The sequence below is a fragment of the Pseudomonas sp. S07E 245 genome (assembly GCF_019599025.1).
Lineage (GTDB): Bacteria > Pseudomonadota > Gammaproteobacteria > Pseudomonadales > Pseudomonadaceae > Aquipseudomonas > Aquipseudomonas shirazensis.
On the sequence record NZ_CP080625.1, the window covers coordinates 3,670,018 to 3,686,397 of the forward strand.

Genomic DNA, 16,380 nt, shown 5'->3' on the forward strand with positions numbered 1-16,380 from the left:
GGCGGCCTACTCGATCTCGAACAGGCCGTTGCTCAGCGGGCCGACGCTGAGGCGCTCGCGCACGTCATCGTCGATGCGCGGATCATCCGGGCGGTACAGCTTGACCTGCCGGTAGGCATTGATGCGGTTGATCTCCTCGCCGAGAAACTCCCAGACCACGCGGGTACAGGCCGGGTTGCGCCGGTCGCCGCTGGAGACTCCGGTCTTGAGCCCGTTCAAGCGGGTAATGCGGCTCTTGAAGCTGGGGATGAGGATGGTCTGGCTCATCTCGTTGAGGGTCAGTGATTCGTAGTCGATCAGGAACATGCGGTCCTGCAGCTGGAAGGCCGCACCAAGGTAGCGGCAGCGCACTTCGGCATGCAGGTCGGTGGCGCTGCTGCGCTCCTGGCGTTCCTGGCGCTCGAACAGAAAGCTGCCGCGCTCCTCCCGCAAATGCACCAGCGACACCAGAATGGTACCCGGCACCGACATGCAGTTGGAGTATTCGAAGTAGTAGCCGCAATAGCGCGAGAGATTGCCGGCATGCGCATGCAAAGGCTTGAACAGCTCACTGATGGGGTCGTTCAACGGCCCGTTCTGCTCCGAAGGAATGCGCGCACCTATCAGCCGGGCAAACTGCTCGGGCGGCAAATTCAGCTCGTAATCCTCGACCCCGAAAAAATCGCCGATGCGCTTGAGGTTGTAGGCCGTCGGACGGCTCTGCCCGCTCAAATACTTGTTGAACTGGGCGCGGTTGATCGACAGCTGCCGGCAAACCTCGGAGATAGAGCGGTAGTGGCTACAGGCCAATTTCAGGTTGCTAGCGAAATGATCGCTCATGTACGAGGTCCAGCTGATGCGAGTGATGCAAGCATAGCATCAAGTCGCGCCAACTGAGAGCAACCCGCGAAATTGTAACGACTCTTGTCATGGCCAACCATGCGCCCAACGAAAAGCGGCGCGTCGTTGCCGCCGCTGGTCATTCCACGCGAAGAATAAGAATCGAGGTCATTTGCCATGCTCGAAGTACTCAACGATTTCCTTTCGGGGAAGCTGCTCATCGTCCTTATCGTCGGACTTGGTAGCTACTTCACCCTCCGCTCGCGGTTCGTCCAGTTCCGTCACTTCGGCCACATGTTCGGTGTGTTCAAAGAATCCCTGCGTGGCCAGGCTGGCCAGCTGAGCTCGTTCCAGGCACTGATGCTGAGCCTGGCCGGCCGCGTTGGCGCCGGTAACATCGCCGGTGTCGGCATCGCTGTGACCCTCGGCGGCCCAGGCGCTGTGTTCTGGATGTGGGTGACCGCGCTGGTTGGCATGTCCAGCAGCTTCTTCGAATGTACCCTGGCCCAGGTGTACAAGCGCGCCGATGGCGATGGCCTGTACCGTGGCGGCCCGGCGTACTACATCTTGCATGGCTTGAAATTCAAGCGCATGGCGGTGGTGTTCTCGCTGCTGTTGCTGGTGACCTACGGCTTCGCCTTCAACGGCCTGCAGTCGTACACCGTGACCCACTCGCTGCAAAATGCCTTCGGCTTCCCGCCGCAGCAGACCGGTATTGCCCTGGCAGTGCTGCTGGCGATCGTCTTCCTTGGTGGTATCAAGCGTATTGCTTCGGTGTCCGACCTGCTGGTACCGGTCAAGACTCTGGCCTACATCGGCGTCACCCTGTATGTGATCGGCAGCCAGATCGAGCACGTGCCAGCGATGCTGGAAACCATCTTCAAAAGCGCCTTCGGCCTTGACCCTGCGTTCGGCGGCCTGCTCGGCAGCGCGATCGTGATGGGCGTGAAACGTGGCGTGTTCGCCAACGAAGCGGGCCTGGGCAGTGCGCCCAACGTTGCTGCCGTGGCCGCGGTCAAGCACCCTGGCGCACAGGGCGTGGTGCAGGCGTTCAGCGTGTTCCTCGACACCTTCGTGATCTGCACCTGCACCGCACTGCTGATCCTGCTGTCGGGCTTCTACACCCCAGGCTTCGAAGGTGACGGCATCGTCCTGACCCAGAACTCGCTGGCCGCTGTAGTCGGTGACTGGGGTCGTCTGTTCGTCAGCGTCGCGCTGTCGCTGTTCGTCTTCACCTGCATCCTCTACAACTACTACCTGGGCGAAACCAGCCTGCAGTTCCTGACCCGCAAGCGTTCGGTGCTGATGGGCTACCGCGGCCTGGTCCTGGCGCTTATCGTATGGGGTTCGGCGCAAGACCTGTCGACCGTGTTCGCCTTCGCCGACATCACCATGACCTGCCTGGCCTTCGTCAACCTGATCGCCCTGACCCTGCTGTTCAACATCGGCCTGCGGGTCATGCGCGACTACGATGTGCAGCGCAAGGCTGGCATCAAGCAGCCAGTGTTCGATTCGAGCAAGTTCCCTGACCTGGACCTGGACCGCAACGCCTGGCCAGTTCCGGCAGCCGCTGAAACAACCGCTGACAACACCGTCGGTCAGGTTCAGACCCAGCGCTGATATCCTCCCCAGCCAGCCGCCCCGTTCGCGGGCGGCTGCTTCTCTCTCCGCTCATCGTTACGGAATGCGCCATGCGTGCAGTCAAGAATCTTCTCGTCCTCTATACCGGTGGCACCATCGGCATGCTCGAAACACCCCAGGGCCTGGCCCCGGCGGGCGGCTTCGACGTGCGCATGCGCGAGCATCTGGCGCAACTTGACGATGCTCCGCAGATACAGTGGACACTGCGTGAAATGAACCCACTGCTGGACAGCGCCAACATGCAGCAAGCCAACTGGCTGGCCATGCGTGACGCGATTGTCGAAGCGGTGGAACGTGACGGCCACGACGGCGTGCTGGTGCTGCACGGTACCGATACGCTGGCCTACACCGGTGCAGCCTTGTCGTTCGTGCTGCTCGGTTTGCCGGTGCCGGTACTGCTGACCGGTTCGATGTTGCCCGCCGGCGCGCCAGACAGCGACGCCTGGGACAACCTGATCGGCGCCCTGCGCCTGCTCGAAAGCGGCATCGAGGACGGCGTGCAGCTGTACTTCCACGAGCAGTTGCTGCACGGCTGCCGCGCCTCCAAGCTGCGCAGCGAGGCATTCGACGCCTTCGCCGCCCTGCCCCGTCATCGCGACAGCGAGCGCGCGCCAGCCATCCCGGCTGTGCTTGACTACCGTCAGCTGCGCCAGCCGGTAAAGCTGGCGGTATTGCCGGTGTTCCCCGGCCTGCAGGCAGAACACCTGCGCGGCCTGCTCGACAGCGGCGTGCAAGGGTTGGTGCTGGAGTGCTACGGCAGCGGCACCGGGCCGTCCGACGACCAGGCCCTGCTGGATGTGCTGCATGACGCCCACCAAGGCGGCGTGGTGATCGTTGCGATCAGCCAGTGCCCGGTCGGCTCGGTGGTATTTGACACCTATGCCGCCGGTAGCCGGCTGCGTGACACTGGCCTGATCAGCGGCGGCGGCATGACCCGCGAAGCGGCGCTGGGCAAGTTGTTTGGCTTGCTTGGGGCGGGGCTGGATGCGCAGGCGACGGAGCATTGGTTTGCGCTGGATCTGTGTGGGGAGCGGGCTTGAAGGCCTGATTGCCTAAAGAAAGCATCGGCAGCTTCAGATTCGCCGCCGATGCCCGCTCTAGCGCTGAGCAGAGCGGGCGGTACACCACTGCCGAAGCATCCCGGCAAACATCTGCGCTACGTCAGACAGCGGCCGATCAGTCGCTGAAGTAAGGCCAATCGGTGCGCGCAGCAGGGAACTGCTGAAAGGCAATTGCTGCACCAGCCCCAAGCGCAGATCCAGGTCGATCACCCCGCGTTGCACAAACCACACGGCGTCATAATCGTGGACGTATACCCGAGAAAATGTCTCGCTCAGCGATTCCTGAATCTGAAAGCGTTGAACGCCACCACTGCTGAGCAGGAAGTTGTCGATGCTGGTTCGTACCAAGGTACCTTGCGGGGATGCCAGCAGTACGTGCGCGCGCAAATCATCCAACTGCAGTTGCTCGCGCTGGGCCAGTGGGTGTCCCGTGCGCACCACCAGCAGCAAATCCTCTTCATATAACGCCTCGAACATCACTCCGAGCATGTCTCGACCAATCAGCCGTCCGACGATCAGATCGAGTTCGCGGGTGCGCAGCTTGCCCACCAGGTAGTCATACATACCGGATTCCACGCGAACCTGTACATGCGGGTAGCGCTCGCGCATCTGCGCCACCACGGGTGCGAGCATGTAGCCCGCAGCTGTCGGCAACGCTCCAACCTTGAGGATCTGCGGTGCCGGCGCAGCCGTCTGGCCTTCGTCCATGGCCAACCGAAAGCTGGCCATGGTCTGCGCTGCGTGTTTGTTGAAGGCCTCACCGGCCTGGGTCAACTGCACACCCTTGCGCCCGCGCAGCAGCAACTGCACATCCAGCTCTTGCTCTAGCTCCTTGAGGCTTTTCGATACGGCTGAAACAGTGATGTGCAGCAGCTTGGCGGCAGTGACCAGGCTGCCAGCGCTGACCACGGCAAGAAACACCCGAAAGTGGCGCAGGTTGATGGCATTAAGGTGCATGACTGGCTCCTTGTTCAACCCACAAGTTAACCAAGCGCTGATTTTATATCAATTTATTCAACAAAAAGTTTGCTCTAGCATCGACCCTATCCACACGGAATCGATAACCAGGGCAATCATATGATCTCAACCTCCCCGCCACGGCTCGGCGCGTCCAGCGCATCTTTGCCAAGCCTGGCTCCCGAAGCCTTGGTTGAGCAACTGGCCGAGCACGGCTATCAAGGCGTTGAGTGGCGCGTTGCCGATACCTCTGGCCTGGACTTTGCTCGCGCCTGGGATGCCCGCAGCAACAATCGCTGCACCATCGCCCCGACAGTACACGCGGTCGAGGACATCTACCGGCGCTGCCAGGCCGCCGGCCTGGAAATCTTCTGCCTGAGCCCTTACCTGGCGGTTGGCGACACTGACCAGGCGCAGCACATGATCGACCTCGCCGCTCGGGCAGGTCAGGCTCGCTTGCGCTTATGGGCACCTGGCTACGTGGATGAGCGCTATCCAGCGGCCTATGCGCGCATGCGCCGCTTCCTTGACCAGATCCTGCCACTGGCCGAACAGGCCGGCGTGCGTCTGGCGCTGGAGGTGCATCAACGCACCATCTGTTCCAGCCCTTCGCTGGCCATGCGCGTGGCCGAACATTACCCCGCCGAGCGGTTAGGCATCATCTATGACCTCGGCAACCTGGCCATCGAAGGCCGCGAGGATGTGCAGATGTCGCTCGACCTGATGGGTGCGCATCTGGCCCATGTGCAGGTCAAGAACGTCGCGTACCAACCACTCGGCCCCGGCCAGGGCTGGCAGTGGCAATGGTGCCCTCCCGATGAAGGCGTACTGCCGCTGCCGGCAATGCTCGCCACCCTGCGTGCCAACGGCTTTGCCGACTGGATTTCGGTAGAAGATTTCGATGCCCGCCACAGTGACCTGCACAAGCTGCGGCGTAACCGCGACCTGATCGGCCGCTACCTGAACCTGACACCTTTCGTCCCTGCTGCCAGCCAAGAGGTACCTTGCCAATGAACACTTCCACCGACCCGCGTCGGGTTGCCTTGGTCACCGGCGCCGCTGGCGAACTGGGCCGGGCCATCTGCGCTCGCTTGAGCCAGGACGGCCTGGACCTGGTCGCGGCGGACCTCGACCTTGAGGCAGCGCAGAACCTGGTCGCGCAACTGCCGTTGTCCCCGGGTCAGAGAGCGTTGGCAGTGCACGCCGATCTCGGCGATCCGGCCTCCATCGCTACCTTGGTGGAGCATGTTGGGGCTGCCTTTGGCCGCATCGATGTCGTGGTGAACAACGCAGCGGTCAATCACCGCGGCTCGATCTACGATTTCGACGTCGCCAAGTGGGATCACATGATGGCTGTCAACCTACGCGGTCCGGCCCTGCTGTGTCAGCAGGTTGCACCCTACTGGCAGCGGCAGAACAGCGGCCGAGTGATCAATATGGTCTCGCGCTGCTGGGTGGCCGGCGGCCCACCGGCCTATGTCGCCTGTAAGGCGGGCCTGGTCGGGTTGACCCGCTCGATGGCTCGCGAGCTGGCGCCACACAACGTCACCGTCAACGCCATCGCGCCTGGACTATTGCCCTCGGCTTTCACGCTCGATGGCCGTGATGCCGATAGCTTCGAGCAGATGGCCCAGGGTTCGATCAACAGCACACCCTTGAAGCGCCTGACCACGCCCGAGGACATTGCGGGCACCACTTCATTCCTGGCCTCGAGAGATGCTGCTTTTATCACTGCCGAGGTGATTCACGTCTGTGGAGGCAGCCAATTGGCGCCGTTCGGCAGCCGCTGACCTGTTGCAAGCCCCGTTCACCACAATTACAAGAAAGGCTAACCCATGCAAACTCACGCGACCGACAATCGGCGCATGGCCCGCAGAGCTGCATTCGGCAGTTTTCTGGGCAGTGTCGTCGAGTATTACGACTTTTTTATCTACGGCTCTGCTGCCGCGCTGGTCTTCAGCACGCTGTTCTTTCCCTCGTCTGACCCGATGGCGGGGACGTTGGCAGCCCTGGCCACGTTCGGCGTCGGTTACCTGGCCCGGCCCGTAGGCGCGCTGGTCTGCGGCCACCTTGGCGACCGCTTCGGGCGTAAACAGGTACTGATGATGACCCTGATGCTGATGGGCATCGCCACGTTCACCATCGGCCTGCTGCCCACCTACGCCAGCATCGGCGCATGGGCGCCAGCGTTGCTGGTGCTGTGCCGCCTGCTGCAGGGCTTTTCTGCTGGCGGCGAGCAGGTCGGCGCCAGCCTGCTGACCATGGAGCACGCTCCGGGCAAGAGCAAATCGTTCTACACCAGCTGGCTGATCAATGGCGCATCGATGGGCTCGATCCTCGCCACGTCAGTATTCATCCCACTAACGATGCTGAGTGAGGAACAGTTGCTCAGCTGGGGCTGGCGGATCCCGTTCCTGCTCAGTGCAGTAATGGTCATCATCACCTGGATAATCCGCCGCGGCGTCGAAGAAAGCCCGGAATTCAAAGCCAGTAAAGCCAAGCCAGAACACTTGCCTGTCGCTGATCTGTTCCGCCATGAAGGGCGCGCCTTCATCATTGTGTTCTGCTGCGCCCTGATCTGCTCGGTGTCGTCGCTGGTGATGATCTTTGGCTTATCCTGGGCGACCAACAATCAGGGGGTCGAGCGCGCGTCGATGCTCACGGCCATTGCCGCGAGTCAGGCCGTCGCCCTCCTCTGCCAACCGCTGTTCGGCCTGCTGGCTGACCGCATCGGCCGCAAGCGTATCTTCACCCTGGGCGCGTTCGCCTGCAGCGCTGGAGTGTTCTTGTTCCTGTGGTCGATCACCACCGGGAACATCGGCCTGATCATGTTTAGCACCGTGCTGCTCAAATCTGTGCTCTACAGTGCGCCGAATGCACTATGGCCATCCTTCTATGCCGAGATGTTCAGCATCCGTGTGCGCTATACCGGGGTTGGCCTGGCGACCCAACTGAGCTTCATCATCGCCGGCTTCTCACCAAGCATTTGCTATGCGCTGATGGCTGATAACCACGACTGGTTGCCGGTAGCCTGCTTCATTGGTGGCCTTGCATTGATTGCGGCAATTGCTGCGCTGGTATCGCGGCCAGCGGGCGAAGCCGCTCCTGCGACGCATCAGCCGATGCAGCAACACGCGCGGCACTGAGCCGAAAACCCAACCTTCAGGAACTGAACCATGCAATTTGCGCTTATCGCCTACGATTACGACGATGCCCTTGAACGCCGCCTGCAGTGCCGTGAAGAGCATGTGGCGCGCTTGCACGCGCTGGCCGCCAGTGGCAATTTCCTTGGCGGCGGAGCACTGCTCAACACCGAGGGCAAGATGATCGGCTCCAACGTGCATATCGCTTTTGAGTCCCGCGCCGCACTCGATATCTGGCTGCAGAGTGAACCCTACCTTGAGCAGAAGGTGTGGGAAAAGGTCGAAGTGCTGGAAATCAAGCGACTGCAGATTGGTTGAAGCTGATCGGCAGCGTGTTTGAAGTCCAAATTACATGAGCCCAAAAGGCCCTCGGCGCGTTGCAGCGCTGGGGGCCTTCGCTACTCCAGGCAAGCGCGGAACTCCAAGACGCTCAGCAAGCGAATCATTGATTCAATGTAATCTCAAATTTATCTTCACCCAGGTGAGTGATCTTGACGGTATTAGACACATCCTGACCGTCTTCAGACTTTAACTGATAGTTGACCTGCAAATAGGACTCGCAGGTCATGATTTCCTTAGAACCCAACTTGCTGCCCACAGCCATGCACACACTACCAATCGTTGCGATAGGCCCCGGATAGATCTGTATATACTCGAATAACGTCGGCCCAGCCATGCTGTCATACGTTATGGTTTCCGGGCCGAAGATCATGGTGATGACACCGATGGCTGTCACGAGAAAGCCCACGCCTACCAACAGCCAGTAGGCATACACTGCGCCGCCCTCCTCAGCGTTGACGTATGCCTGATAGGCATCGACAAAGCCGGCAACGCAATACTCGCTTTGCGAGTCTTTGATTGTAATTCGACTTGAAGAAATGATGTCCTGCATGGGCCCGCTCCTTGAAAAAGCGGATTGTACTTAATAAATTCGGGCATTGATTACCAAGCAAGCAACCTCAGAAACTTCCTACACTAAAAGTTATCTTTGAAGCACACCTGCAACTTTCACTAACAAACCATCGAAACATTGACATCGAGTCAATAAAAAAGCCCGCAGCATAAGATGCTGCGGGCTTTTTATTACGACAAGACTATTGATTAAAACGGAATATCGTCATCAAAGCTGTCGAAGTCAGCCGCCGGCTGTGGCGCTGGCTGTTGCGGCGCCGGGCGCTGCTGAGCCTGCTGCGGGCGTGGTGCCTGCTGACGCGGTGCCTGCTGCTGTGGCTGCTGGTTGTACTGCTGTGGCTGACCACCGCCCTGGTTGTAGTTGTTACCACCACCCTGGTTGTACTGATCACCGCCGCCTTGTTGGTTCTGCGGACGGCCGCCGAGCAGCTGCATGGTGCCTTGCATGTCGACGATGATTTCAGTGGTGTAGCGCTTGATGCCGTCTTTTTCCCACTCGCGGGTCTGCAGCTTGCCCTCGATGTAGACCTGGGAACCCTTGCGCAGGTACTCACCGGCGATTTCGGCAACTTTGCCGAACATCGACACACGGTGCCACTCGGTACGCTCGACCTTCTGACCGGACTGCTTGTCGGTCCACTGCTCGCTGGTGGCCAGGCTCAGGTTGGTCACGGCGTTACCGTTGGGCAGGTAGCGGACTTCGGGATCCTGACCACAGGTACCGACCAGAATGACTTTGTTAACCCCACGGGCCATAACGTTCTCCTAGGCTTCGCACGCCGATGAGGCTGGATTTACCAGACGCTCGAGGGTCGCACGGTCCAAAATTTTCGTATCCAGTTTGATATAGATGGCGGCTTCTTCTGCCACCACCACGGCGTCGGTCACACCCGGCACGGCCATCAGGCGTTCGGTCAACCCGGCTTCCCGGACCGCCTCAGGCGTCAGTGGCATGCGCAGGCTGGTCACATAGGGCGGCTCGTTCATGTTCAAGGCGACGACCAACCACACAGCACACAGCAGCGCACAACCGACGAACACCATGCCCAGACCACCATGCTGGAATAACCAGCCACCGATGATTCCTCCCAGCGCGGCACCGAGGAACTGGCTGGTGGAATAAACCCCCATGGCCGTTCCCTTGCCGCCGGCGGGCGACACCTTGCTGACCAGCGAAGGCAAGGATGCCTCCAGCAGGTTGAAGGCAGTAAAGAATATCACGGTGCCGATCACCAGTCCGTGCAAGTTGTCAGCCCACTGCCAGAAGAACACCTCGACCAGCAGCAGAACGCTCACCGCACCGAGCAACACACGCTTCATCTTGCGCTTTTTTTCGCCGTAGATAATGAACGGCACCATTGCAAAAAATGAGACGAACAACGCGGTCAGGTATACCCACCAGTGTTCTTCCTTGGGCAGGCCGCCGCGCTCGACAAAGGCCAAGGGCAGCGCAACGAAGCTGGCCATGAGGATCGCATGCAGGACGAAAATACCCACGTCCAGGCGCAGAAGGTCCGGATGGCGCAGGGTTGGGCCGATGGCCTTGCGCGCCACCCCCGACTCGCGGTGCCGCAGGGTGCTGTGCGCACGCGGCACGAGGAAGGCCACCAGCAGGATGCCGACCAGGGCAAGTCCTGCAGTCGCGAGGAACAATCCCGACAAACCAAAGGCGCGCGTCAACAATGGCCCCACAACCATTGCCACGGCAAACGACAAACCGATGCTCATGCCGATCATGGCCATGGCCTTGGTCCGGTGCTGTTCTCGAGTCAGGTCGGAGAGCAGCGCCATGACCGCTGCCGAGATCGCCCCGGCGCCCTGCAGAATGCGCCCGGCGATCACGCCCCAGATCGAGTCGGCCTGGGCTGCCAGCACACTGCCCAGGGCGAAGATGATCAGCCCAAGGTAGATCACCGGGCGCCGGCCGATGCGGTCGGAGATCATCCCGAACGGGATCTGCAGCACCGCCTGGGTCAGGCCGTAGGCACCGATGGCCAGGCCGATCAGCGCAGGCGTGGCGCCGGCCAGGTCCATGCCGTAGGTGGCAAGTACCGGCAGCACCATGAACATGCCCAGCATACGAAAGGCAAAGACCAGGGCCAGGCCACCGGCGGCGCGAGTCTCGCTACCACTCATGCGCTCGTTGTGGGTGTCGTGCATGGATAAACCTCGTGTGAACCGGCGGCGATTCTATCAGTCCCACGCCTTGACGGCATATACGCGACGCTTTGCCGCGTAATGGCAGCGCGCCGTATACTTCTATGTTTATGCCCGCCAAGCGAGGCCGCAGTGGACAAGATTCTGATTCGTGGGGCACGTACCCACAACCTGAAGAACATCGACCTGACCCTGCCCCGGGACAAGTTGATCGTGATCACCGGTTTGTCCGGTTCCGGCAAGTCATCGCTGGCTTTCGACACCCTCTACGCCGAGGGTCAACGCCGTTATGTCGAGTCGTTGTCGGCTTACGCCCGGCAATTCCTGTCGATGATGGAAAAGCCCGACGTCGACACCATCGAGGGCCTTTCCCCGGCAATCTCGATCGAACAGAAATCAACCTCGCACAACCCGCGTTCGACGGTCGGCACCATTACCGAAATCTACGACTACCTGCGTCTGCTGTATGCACGGGTAGGTACCCCGCGCTGCCCGGACCATGACATCCCGCTGGAAGCGCAAACGGTCAGCCAGATGGTCGACCTGGTGCTCGAGCAACCTGAGGGCAGCAAGTTGATGCTGCTGGCGCCGGTCATCCGCGAGCGCAAGGGCGAGCACCTGGCGGTGTTCGACGAGCTGCGCGCGCAGGGCTTTGTGCGCGTGCGGGTCAACGGCAAGCTGTACGAGATGGACGAGCTGCCGACCCTCGAAAAACAGAAAAAACACAGCATCGATGTCGTGGTCGACCGTTTCAAGGTCCGCAGCGACCTGCAGCAGCGCCTGGCCGAGTCGTTCGAGACCGCGCTGAAGCTGGCTGACGGCATTGCCTTGGTAGCGCCGATGGACGACGAGCCCGGCGAGGAAATCATCTTCTCTGCGCGCTTTGCCTGCCCGGTCTGCGGCCATGCCATCAGCGAGCTGGAACCCAAGTTGTTCTCCTTCAACAACCCGGCTGGCGCGTGCCCGACCTGCGATGGCCTGGGCGTGAAGCAGTACTTCGACACCAAGCGCCTGGTCAATACCGAGCTGACCCTGGCCGAGGGCGCGATCCGTGGCTGGGACCGGCGCAACGTGTACTACTTCCAGATGCTTGGCTCGCTTGCCGCGCATTTTGGCTTCAGCCTGGAACAACCGTTCGCTGAACTGGCAGCAGAGGATCAAAAGATCATTCTGCAGGGCAGCGGCAAGCAGAACGTCGACTTCAAATACCTGAATGACCGTGGCGATATCGTCAAGCGCTCGCACCCGTTTGAAGGCATCGTGCCGAATCTGGAGCGACGTTACCGCGAGACCGAGTCGGCCACGGTGCGTGAAGAGCTGGCGAAGTTCCTCGGTACGCAGCCATGCCCGGACTGTCGCGGCACGCGCCTGCGCCGTGAGTCGCGGCATGTATGGGTTGGCGAGAAAACCCTGCCAGCGGTGACCAACCTGCCGATTGGCGATGCCAGCACCTACTTCAGCGAGCTGACCCTGACCGGTCGCCGCGGCGAGATCGCTTCGAAGATCCTCAAGGAGATTTGCGAGCGTCTGCAGTTTCTGGTCAACGTCGGCCTCGATTACCTGACCCTGGATCGCAGTGCCGACACCCTCTCCGGCGGCGAAGCGCAGCGTATTCGCCTGGCCAGCCAGATCGGCGCGGGCCTGGTCGGCGTCATGTATATCCTCGACGAGCCTTCGATTGGCTTGCATCAGCGCGATAACGACCGCTTGCTCGGCACGCTCAATCACTTGCGCGACCTGGGCAACACGGTGATTGTGGTGGAGCACGACGAGGACGCCATTCGCCTGGCTGACTACGTTGTCGACATCGGCCCGGGCGCTGGTGTACATGGTGGCCAGATCGTTGCCGAGGGCACGCCACAGGAGGTCATGGACCACCCTGATTCGCTGACCGGTGCCTACCTGTCCGGGCGCAAGAAGATCGCTGTGCCGGCCAAGCGCACCCCCCGTGACAAGAAGCTGTCGCTCAAGCTCAAAGGCGCGCGTGGCAACAACCTGCAGAACGTCGATCTGGAAATCCCGATAGGCTTGCTGACTTGCGTGACCGGTGTCTCCGGGTCGGGCAAGTCGACGCTGATCAACAACACGCTGTTCCCGCTGGCGGCGACTGCGCTGAACGGCGCTACCAGCCATGAGGCCGCCGCACACAGCAGCATGGACGGCCTGCAGCATCTGGACAAAGTGGTCGACATCGACCAGAGCCCGATTGGCCGCACCCCACGCTCCAACCCGGCGACCTATACCGGCATCTTCACGCCGGTGCGCGAGCTGTTTGCAGGGGTGCCCGAGTCGCGTGCGCGCGGTTATGGTCCGGGACGGTTCTCGTTCAACGTCAAGGGCGGCCGCTGCGAAGCGTGTCAGGGCGATGGCCTGATCAAGGTCGAGATGCACTTCCTGCCGGACATCTACGTGCCCTGCGACGTGTGCAAGAGCAAGCGCTACAACCGCGAGACGCTGGAGATCAAGTACAAAGGAAAGAACATCCACGAGGTGCTGGAAATGACCATCGAGGATGCCCGCGCATTCTTCGATGCAGTGCCGGCGCTGGCGCGCAAGCTGCAGACGCTGGTGGATGTCGGCCTGTCGTACATCAAGCTTGGTCAGTCGGCCACGACCCTCTCCGGGGGCGAGGCGCAGCGGGTCAAGCTATCCCGTGAGCTGTCCAAGCGCGATACCGGCAAGACGCTGTACATCCTCGATGAACCGACAACCGGCCTGCACTTCGCCGATATCCAGCAGTTGCTCGATGTACTGCACCGCTTGCGCGATCACGGCAACACCGTAGTGGTGATCGAACACAATCTGGACGTGATCAAGACCGCCGACTGGCTGGTCGACCTCGGCCCGGAGGGCGGCTCCAAGGGCGGCCAGATCATCGCGGTGGGTACGCCTGAAGAGGTGACCAAGATGAAGCAGTCGTATACCGGCCACTACCTCAAGCCGTTGCTGGAGCGTGACCGGGCGTAAGCCTACAAAAAAGCCCCCGGTAGCGAGCTACCGGGGGCTTTTTTACAACCATGCAGCCCGTTACGGCAAGCTGATTACATCTGCGATTGCAGGTAGTTCTGCAGGCCGATGACCTTGATCAGACCCTGCTGCTTTTCCAGCCAATAAGTGTGATCTTCTTCGGTATCTGCCAACTGCTGACGCAGGATGTCGCGGCTGATGTAATCCTTGTGCGTTTCGCACAATTCAATGCCTTTGCACAACGCTGCGCGCACCTTGTACTCGAGGCGCAAGTCGGCTGCGAGCATTTCCGGCACAGTGGTGCCCACGTCCAGATCATCCGGACGCATGCGCGGGGTGCCTTCCAGCATGAGAATGCGACGCATCAGGGCGTCGGCGTGTTGCGCCTCTTCTTCCATTTCATGGTTGATGCGCTCGTAGAGCTTGGACAAACCCCAGTCTTCGTACATGCGCGAATGAATGAAATACTGATCACGTGCTGCCAGCTCGCCGGTGAGCAACGTGTTGAGGTAATCGATTACGTCCGGGTGACCTTGCATCGCCCTGGTTCTCCATGTGAAAGCGCTATGTGCATAGTGTGAACCAGGACTGCTGCAAGGTCACTGAAAAACGCGCAATAACATGCAAAAAAACGCCTAAACAGTAGTGATATTCATTGAAAAACCGCCCAAATGAGGGCGGTTCTACTTATCATTCCGACTCAGGCGAGATTCAGCCCCAACGCCTTGGCAATTCCTTCGCCGTAGGCTGGATCTGCCTTGGAGAAGTGCTGCAACTGGCGCATCACCACAACTGCGCTGACACCTGCCATGGTGCCGGCAATATTGTTGATCAGCAGTGCTTGTTGCTCAGGGCTCATCAAGCGGAACAAGGCGCCGGCGTGGCTGTAGTAATCGCCGTCCTCACGGTGGTCGTGACGATCGGCTGCGCCGGTCAGGGCAAGCGCCGGCTCCGCGTGCTGTGGCGACTGCTTTGGCGCGTCGCTGTAGCTGTTTGGCTCGTAGTTGGGCGCACTGCCATAGCTACCGGACGCCATCGCGCCATCGCGCTGGTAGCTGTTCACCGGGCTGCGAGCGGCGTTGACCGGCAGATGCTGGTGATTGGTGCCTACGCGGTAGCGGTGCGCATCGGCATAGGCAAACACACGCCCTTGCAGCATCCGGTCTGGCGACAGGCCGACACCTGGAACCATGTTGCTCGGGCCGAAGGTGGCTTGCTCGACTTCGGCAAAGTAGTTGAGCGGGTTGCGGTTGAGTTCAAGCACGCCAACCTCGACCAACGGGAATTCCTTCTGCGACCAGGTCTTGGTCACATCGAAAGGATTCTCCGCTCGATTGGCTGCCTGCTCCTCGCTCATGACCTGAATGCACACAGTCCAGCGCGGATAGTCACCGCGTTCAATCGCCTCGAACAGGTCACGCTGGGCGTAATCAGGGTCAGTACCCGCCAGGCGAGCTGCTTCGGCCGGTGCCAGGTTCTTGATGCCCTGCTGAGTCTTGTAGTGCCATTTGACCCAAGTGCGCTCACCGCTCGCGCTGATCAGGCTGTAGGTATGGCTGCCGAAGCCGTGCATGTGACGGTAGCCGTCCGGGATACCCCGATCAGAGAACAGGATCGTGACCTGGTGCAGCGCCTCAGGCGAATGCGACCAGAAGTCCCACATCATCTGGGCGTTCTTCAGGTTGCTCTGCGGATGGCGCTTCTGCGTGTGGATGAAGTCAGGAAACTTCAGGGGGTCGCGGATGAAGAACACCGGGGTGTTGTTGCCCACGATGTCCCAATTGCCTTCCTCGGTGTAGAACTTGAGCGCGAAGCCACGCGGGTCACGTTCGGTGTCAGCCGAGCCGCGCTCGCCACCTACAGTGGAGAAGCGCAAAAAGGTCTCGGTTTGCTTGCCAACCTTGTCGAACAGTTTGGCGCAGGTGTAGCGGGTGATATCGCGGGTTACGGTGAAGGTACCGTAGGCGCCCGAGCCCTTGGCGTGTACACGGCGCTCAGGGATGTTCTCGCGGTTGAAGTGGGCGAGTTTTTCCAGCAGGTGGAAGTCGTCGAGCAGCAGCGGGCCGCGAGGACCGGCCGAACGGGAATTCTGGTTGTCAGCTACAGGTGCACCGCTGGCGGTGGTAAGAATCTTGCTCATGGGCTCTCCTTGACGGTCTTGATCTGCCGTTTGTCGGCTTGCGGACAGTATCGGGGAGCGGCATGCCAAGAGCTAATTCATTGATCGAGTTGAGGCGATAGGAATTAACAATAATTACAGAAACAAAAAACCGGGCACTAGGCCCGGTTTTTTGTAGCAGACAGAACGTCTTACTCGGCAGCTTCTACAGCACCACCGACTGGACGATCAACCAGCTCGACGTACGCCATAGGCGCGTTGTCGCCAGCGCGGAAACCGCACTTCAGGATACGCAGGTAGCCGCCCTGACGGGTGGCGTAGCGCTTGCCCAGATCGTTGAAGAGCTTGCCAACAGCGGATTTCGAACGGGTACGGTCGAAAGCCAGACGACGGTTGGCTACGCTATCTTCCTTGGCCAGGGTGATCAGCGGCTCGGCAACGCGGCGCAGTTCCTTGGCTTTTGGCAGAGTAGTTTTGATCAGCTCGTGCTCGATCAACGACACTGCCATGTTCTGGAACATAGCCTTGCGGTGAGAGCTGGTACGGCTCAGGTGACGTCCACTTTTACGATGACGCATGATTCATTCCTTACCAAACACTACGT

General features: G+C 60.5%; 15 protein-coding genes. 7 read left to right on the forward strand and 8 right to left on the reverse strand.

What is annotated here, in order from left to right:
- Positions 1-6: 6 nt before the first annotated feature.
- A complete protein-coding gene (locus K3F44_RS16865) occupies positions 7-819 on the reverse strand; it encodes a helix-turn-helix transcriptional regulator (protein WP_101322322.1) in 813 nt (270 codons plus the stop codon).
- Positions 820-996: 177 nt separating this feature from the next.
- Between K3F44_RS16865 and K3F44_RS16870 the strand changes: the two genes are divergently transcribed.
- Together K3F44_RS16870 and K3F44_RS16875 are read left to right on the forward strand one after the other, a co-directional pair.
- Positions 997-2,439, forward strand: a complete 1,443-nt coding sequence (locus K3F44_RS16870) for a sodium:alanine symporter family protein (protein WP_101322323.1) — start codon at positions 997-999, stop codon at positions 2,437-2,439.
- Positions 2,440-2,510: 71 nt separating this feature from the next.
- Complete coding sequence (locus tag K3F44_RS16875) at positions 2,511-3,500, forward strand: asparaginase (RefSeq protein WP_150571011.1); 990 nt, start codon at positions 2,511-2,513, stop codon at positions 3,498-3,500.
- Positions 3,501-3,557: 57 nt separating this feature from the next.
- Here the strand turns inward: K3F44_RS16875 and K3F44_RS16880 are convergent, their stop codons facing one another.
- Positions 3,558-4,478 carry a LysR substrate-binding domain-containing protein gene (locus tag K3F44_RS16880; protein ID WP_101322325.1) on the reverse strand — a complete coding sequence of 307 codons (921 nt, stop codon included), beginning with the start codon at positions 4,476-4,478 and terminating at the stop codon, positions 3,558-3,560.
- Between the two features lie 120 nt (positions 4,479-4,598).
- Between K3F44_RS16880 and K3F44_RS16885 the strand changes: the two genes are divergently transcribed.
- Genes K3F44_RS16885 through K3F44_RS16900 form a run of 4 tightly spaced genes read left to right on the forward strand, consistent with a single transcriptional unit; the run spans position 4,599 to position 7,939 of the window.
- Positions 4,599-5,492 carry a sugar phosphate isomerase/epimerase gene (locus tag K3F44_RS16885; RefSeq protein WP_101322326.1) on the forward strand — a complete coding sequence of 298 codons (894 nt, stop codon included), beginning with the start codon at positions 4,599-4,601 and terminating at the stop codon, positions 5,490-5,492.
- A complete protein-coding gene (locus K3F44_RS16890; RefSeq protein ID WP_101322327.1) occupies positions 5,489-6,268 on the forward strand; it encodes an SDR family NAD(P)-dependent oxidoreductase in 780 nt (259 codons plus the stop codon). The genes K3F44_RS16885 and K3F44_RS16890 overlap by 4 nt, the downstream gene beginning before the upstream one ends.
- 45 nt (positions 6,269-6,313) lie before the next feature.
- A complete protein-coding gene (locus tag K3F44_RS16895; RefSeq protein ID WP_224785599.1) occupies positions 6,314-7,624 on the forward strand; it encodes an MFS transporter in 1,311 nt (436 codons plus the stop codon).
- Positions 7,625-7,654: 30 nt separating this feature from the next.
- A complete protein-coding gene (locus K3F44_RS16900; protein ID WP_220632635.1) occupies positions 7,655-7,939 on the forward strand; it encodes a YciI family protein in 285 nt (94 codons plus the stop codon).
- A gap of 124 nt (positions 7,940-8,063) precedes the next feature.
- Here the strand turns inward: K3F44_RS16900 and K3F44_RS16905 are convergent, their stop codons facing one another.
- From K3F44_RS16905 to K3F44_RS16915, 3 genes are all read right to left on the reverse strand, one after another.
- Positions 8,064-8,513, reverse strand: coding sequence for a hypothetical protein (locus K3F44_RS16905; protein WP_220632636.1), 450 nt, complete (start codon positions 8,511-8,513; stop codon positions 8,064-8,066).
- Between the two features lie 209 nt (positions 8,514-8,722).
- On the reverse strand, positions 8,723-9,289 hold the full coding sequence (locus K3F44_RS16910) for a single-stranded DNA-binding protein (RefSeq protein WP_101322330.1): 567 nt from the start codon (positions 9,287-9,289) through the stop codon (positions 8,723-8,725).
- Between the two features lie 9 nt (positions 9,290-9,298).
- Positions 9,299-10,693 carry an MFS transporter gene (locus K3F44_RS16915; RefSeq protein ID WP_220632637.1) on the reverse strand — a complete coding sequence of 465 codons (1,395 nt, stop codon included), beginning with the start codon at positions 10,691-10,693 and terminating at the stop codon, positions 9,299-9,301.
- A gap of 129 nt (positions 10,694-10,822) precedes the next feature.
- On the opposite strand from K3F44_RS16915, the gene uvrA reads away from it, so the two are divergent.
- The gene (uvrA, locus tag K3F44_RS16920; RefSeq protein WP_178080799.1) at positions 10,823-13,657 is read left to right on the forward strand and encodes an excinuclease ABC subunit UvrA; all 2,835 of its coding nucleotides are present in this window, start codon (positions 10,823-10,825) and stop codon (positions 13,655-13,657) included.
- Between the two features lie 74 nt (positions 13,658-13,731).
- Here the strand turns inward: uvrA and bfr are convergent, their stop codons facing one another.
- The 3 genes from bfr to rplQ all read right to left on the reverse strand — a co-directional run bounded on the left by bfr (position 13,732) and on the right by rplQ (position 16,354).
- The gene (gene bfr / locus K3F44_RS16925) at positions 13,732-14,196 is read right to left on the reverse strand and encodes a bacterioferritin (RefSeq protein WP_101322333.1); all 465 of its coding nucleotides are present in this window, start codon (positions 14,194-14,196) and stop codon (positions 13,732-13,734) included.
- A 161-nt stretch (positions 14,197-14,357) separates the two neighbouring features.
- Positions 14,358-15,797 (reverse strand): catalase, encoded by a 1,440-nt coding sequence (locus K3F44_RS16930; RefSeq protein WP_220632638.1) that lies wholly within the window; start codon positions 15,795-15,797, stop codon positions 14,358-14,360.
- Between the two features lie 170 nt (positions 15,798-15,967).
- Entirely contained in the window at positions 15,968-16,354 is a 387-nt protein-coding gene (gene rplQ / locus K3F44_RS16935) for a 50S ribosomal protein L17 (protein ID WP_003255451.1), read from the reverse strand.
- Between the last annotated feature and the right edge of the window lie 26 nt (positions 16,355-16,380).

Coding starts and splice junctions, on each gene's coding strand:
- K3F44_RS16890 (WP_101322327.1), top strand. CDS start 5,489: ATGAACACTTCCACCGACCCGCGTCGGGTTGCCTTGGTCACCGGCGCC.
- rplQ (WP_003255451.1), bottom strand. CDS start 16,354: ATGCGTCATCGTAAAAGTGGACGTCACCTGAGCCGTACCAGCTCTCAC.
- K3F44_RS16910 (WP_101322330.1), bottom strand. CDS start 9,289: ATGGCCCGTGGGGTTAACAAAGTCATTCTGGTCGGTACCTGTGGTCAG.
- K3F44_RS16905 (WP_220632636.1), bottom strand. CDS start 8,513: ATGCAGGACATCATTTCTTCAAGTCGAATTACAATCAAAGACTCGCAA.
- K3F44_RS16885 (WP_101322326.1), top strand. CDS start 4,599: ATGATCTCAACCTCCCCGCCACGGCTCGGCGCGTCCAGCGCATCTTTG.
- K3F44_RS16870 (WP_101322323.1), top strand. CDS start 997: ATGCTCGAAGTACTCAACGATTTCCTTTCGGGGAAGCTGCTCATCGTC.
- K3F44_RS16880 (WP_101322325.1), bottom strand. CDS start 4,478: ATGCACCTTAATGCCATCAACCTGCGCCACTTTCGGGTGTTTCTTGCC.
- K3F44_RS16900 (WP_220632635.1), top strand. CDS start 7,655: ATGCAATTTGCGCTTATCGCCTACGATTACGACGATGCCCTTGAACGC.
- bfr (WP_101322333.1), bottom strand. CDS start 14,196: ATGCAAGGTCACCCGGACGTAATCGATTACCTCAACACGTTGCTCACC.
- K3F44_RS16875 (WP_150571011.1), top strand. CDS start 2,511: ATGCGTGCAGTCAAGAATCTTCTCGTCCTCTATACCGGTGGCACCATC.
- K3F44_RS16915 (WP_220632637.1), bottom strand. CDS start 10,693: ATGCACGACACCCACAACGAGCGCATGAGTGGTAGCGAGACTCGCGCC.
- K3F44_RS16895 (WP_224785599.1), top strand. CDS start 6,314: ATGCAAACTCACGCGACCGACAATCGGCGCATGGCCCGCAGAGCTGCA.
- K3F44_RS16930 (WP_220632638.1), bottom strand. CDS start 15,797: ATGAGCAAGATTCTTACCACCGCCAGCGGTGCACCTGTAGCTGACAAC.
- K3F44_RS16865 (WP_101322322.1), bottom strand. CDS start 819: ATGAGCGATCATTTCGCTAGCAACCTGAAATTGGCCTGTAGCCACTAC.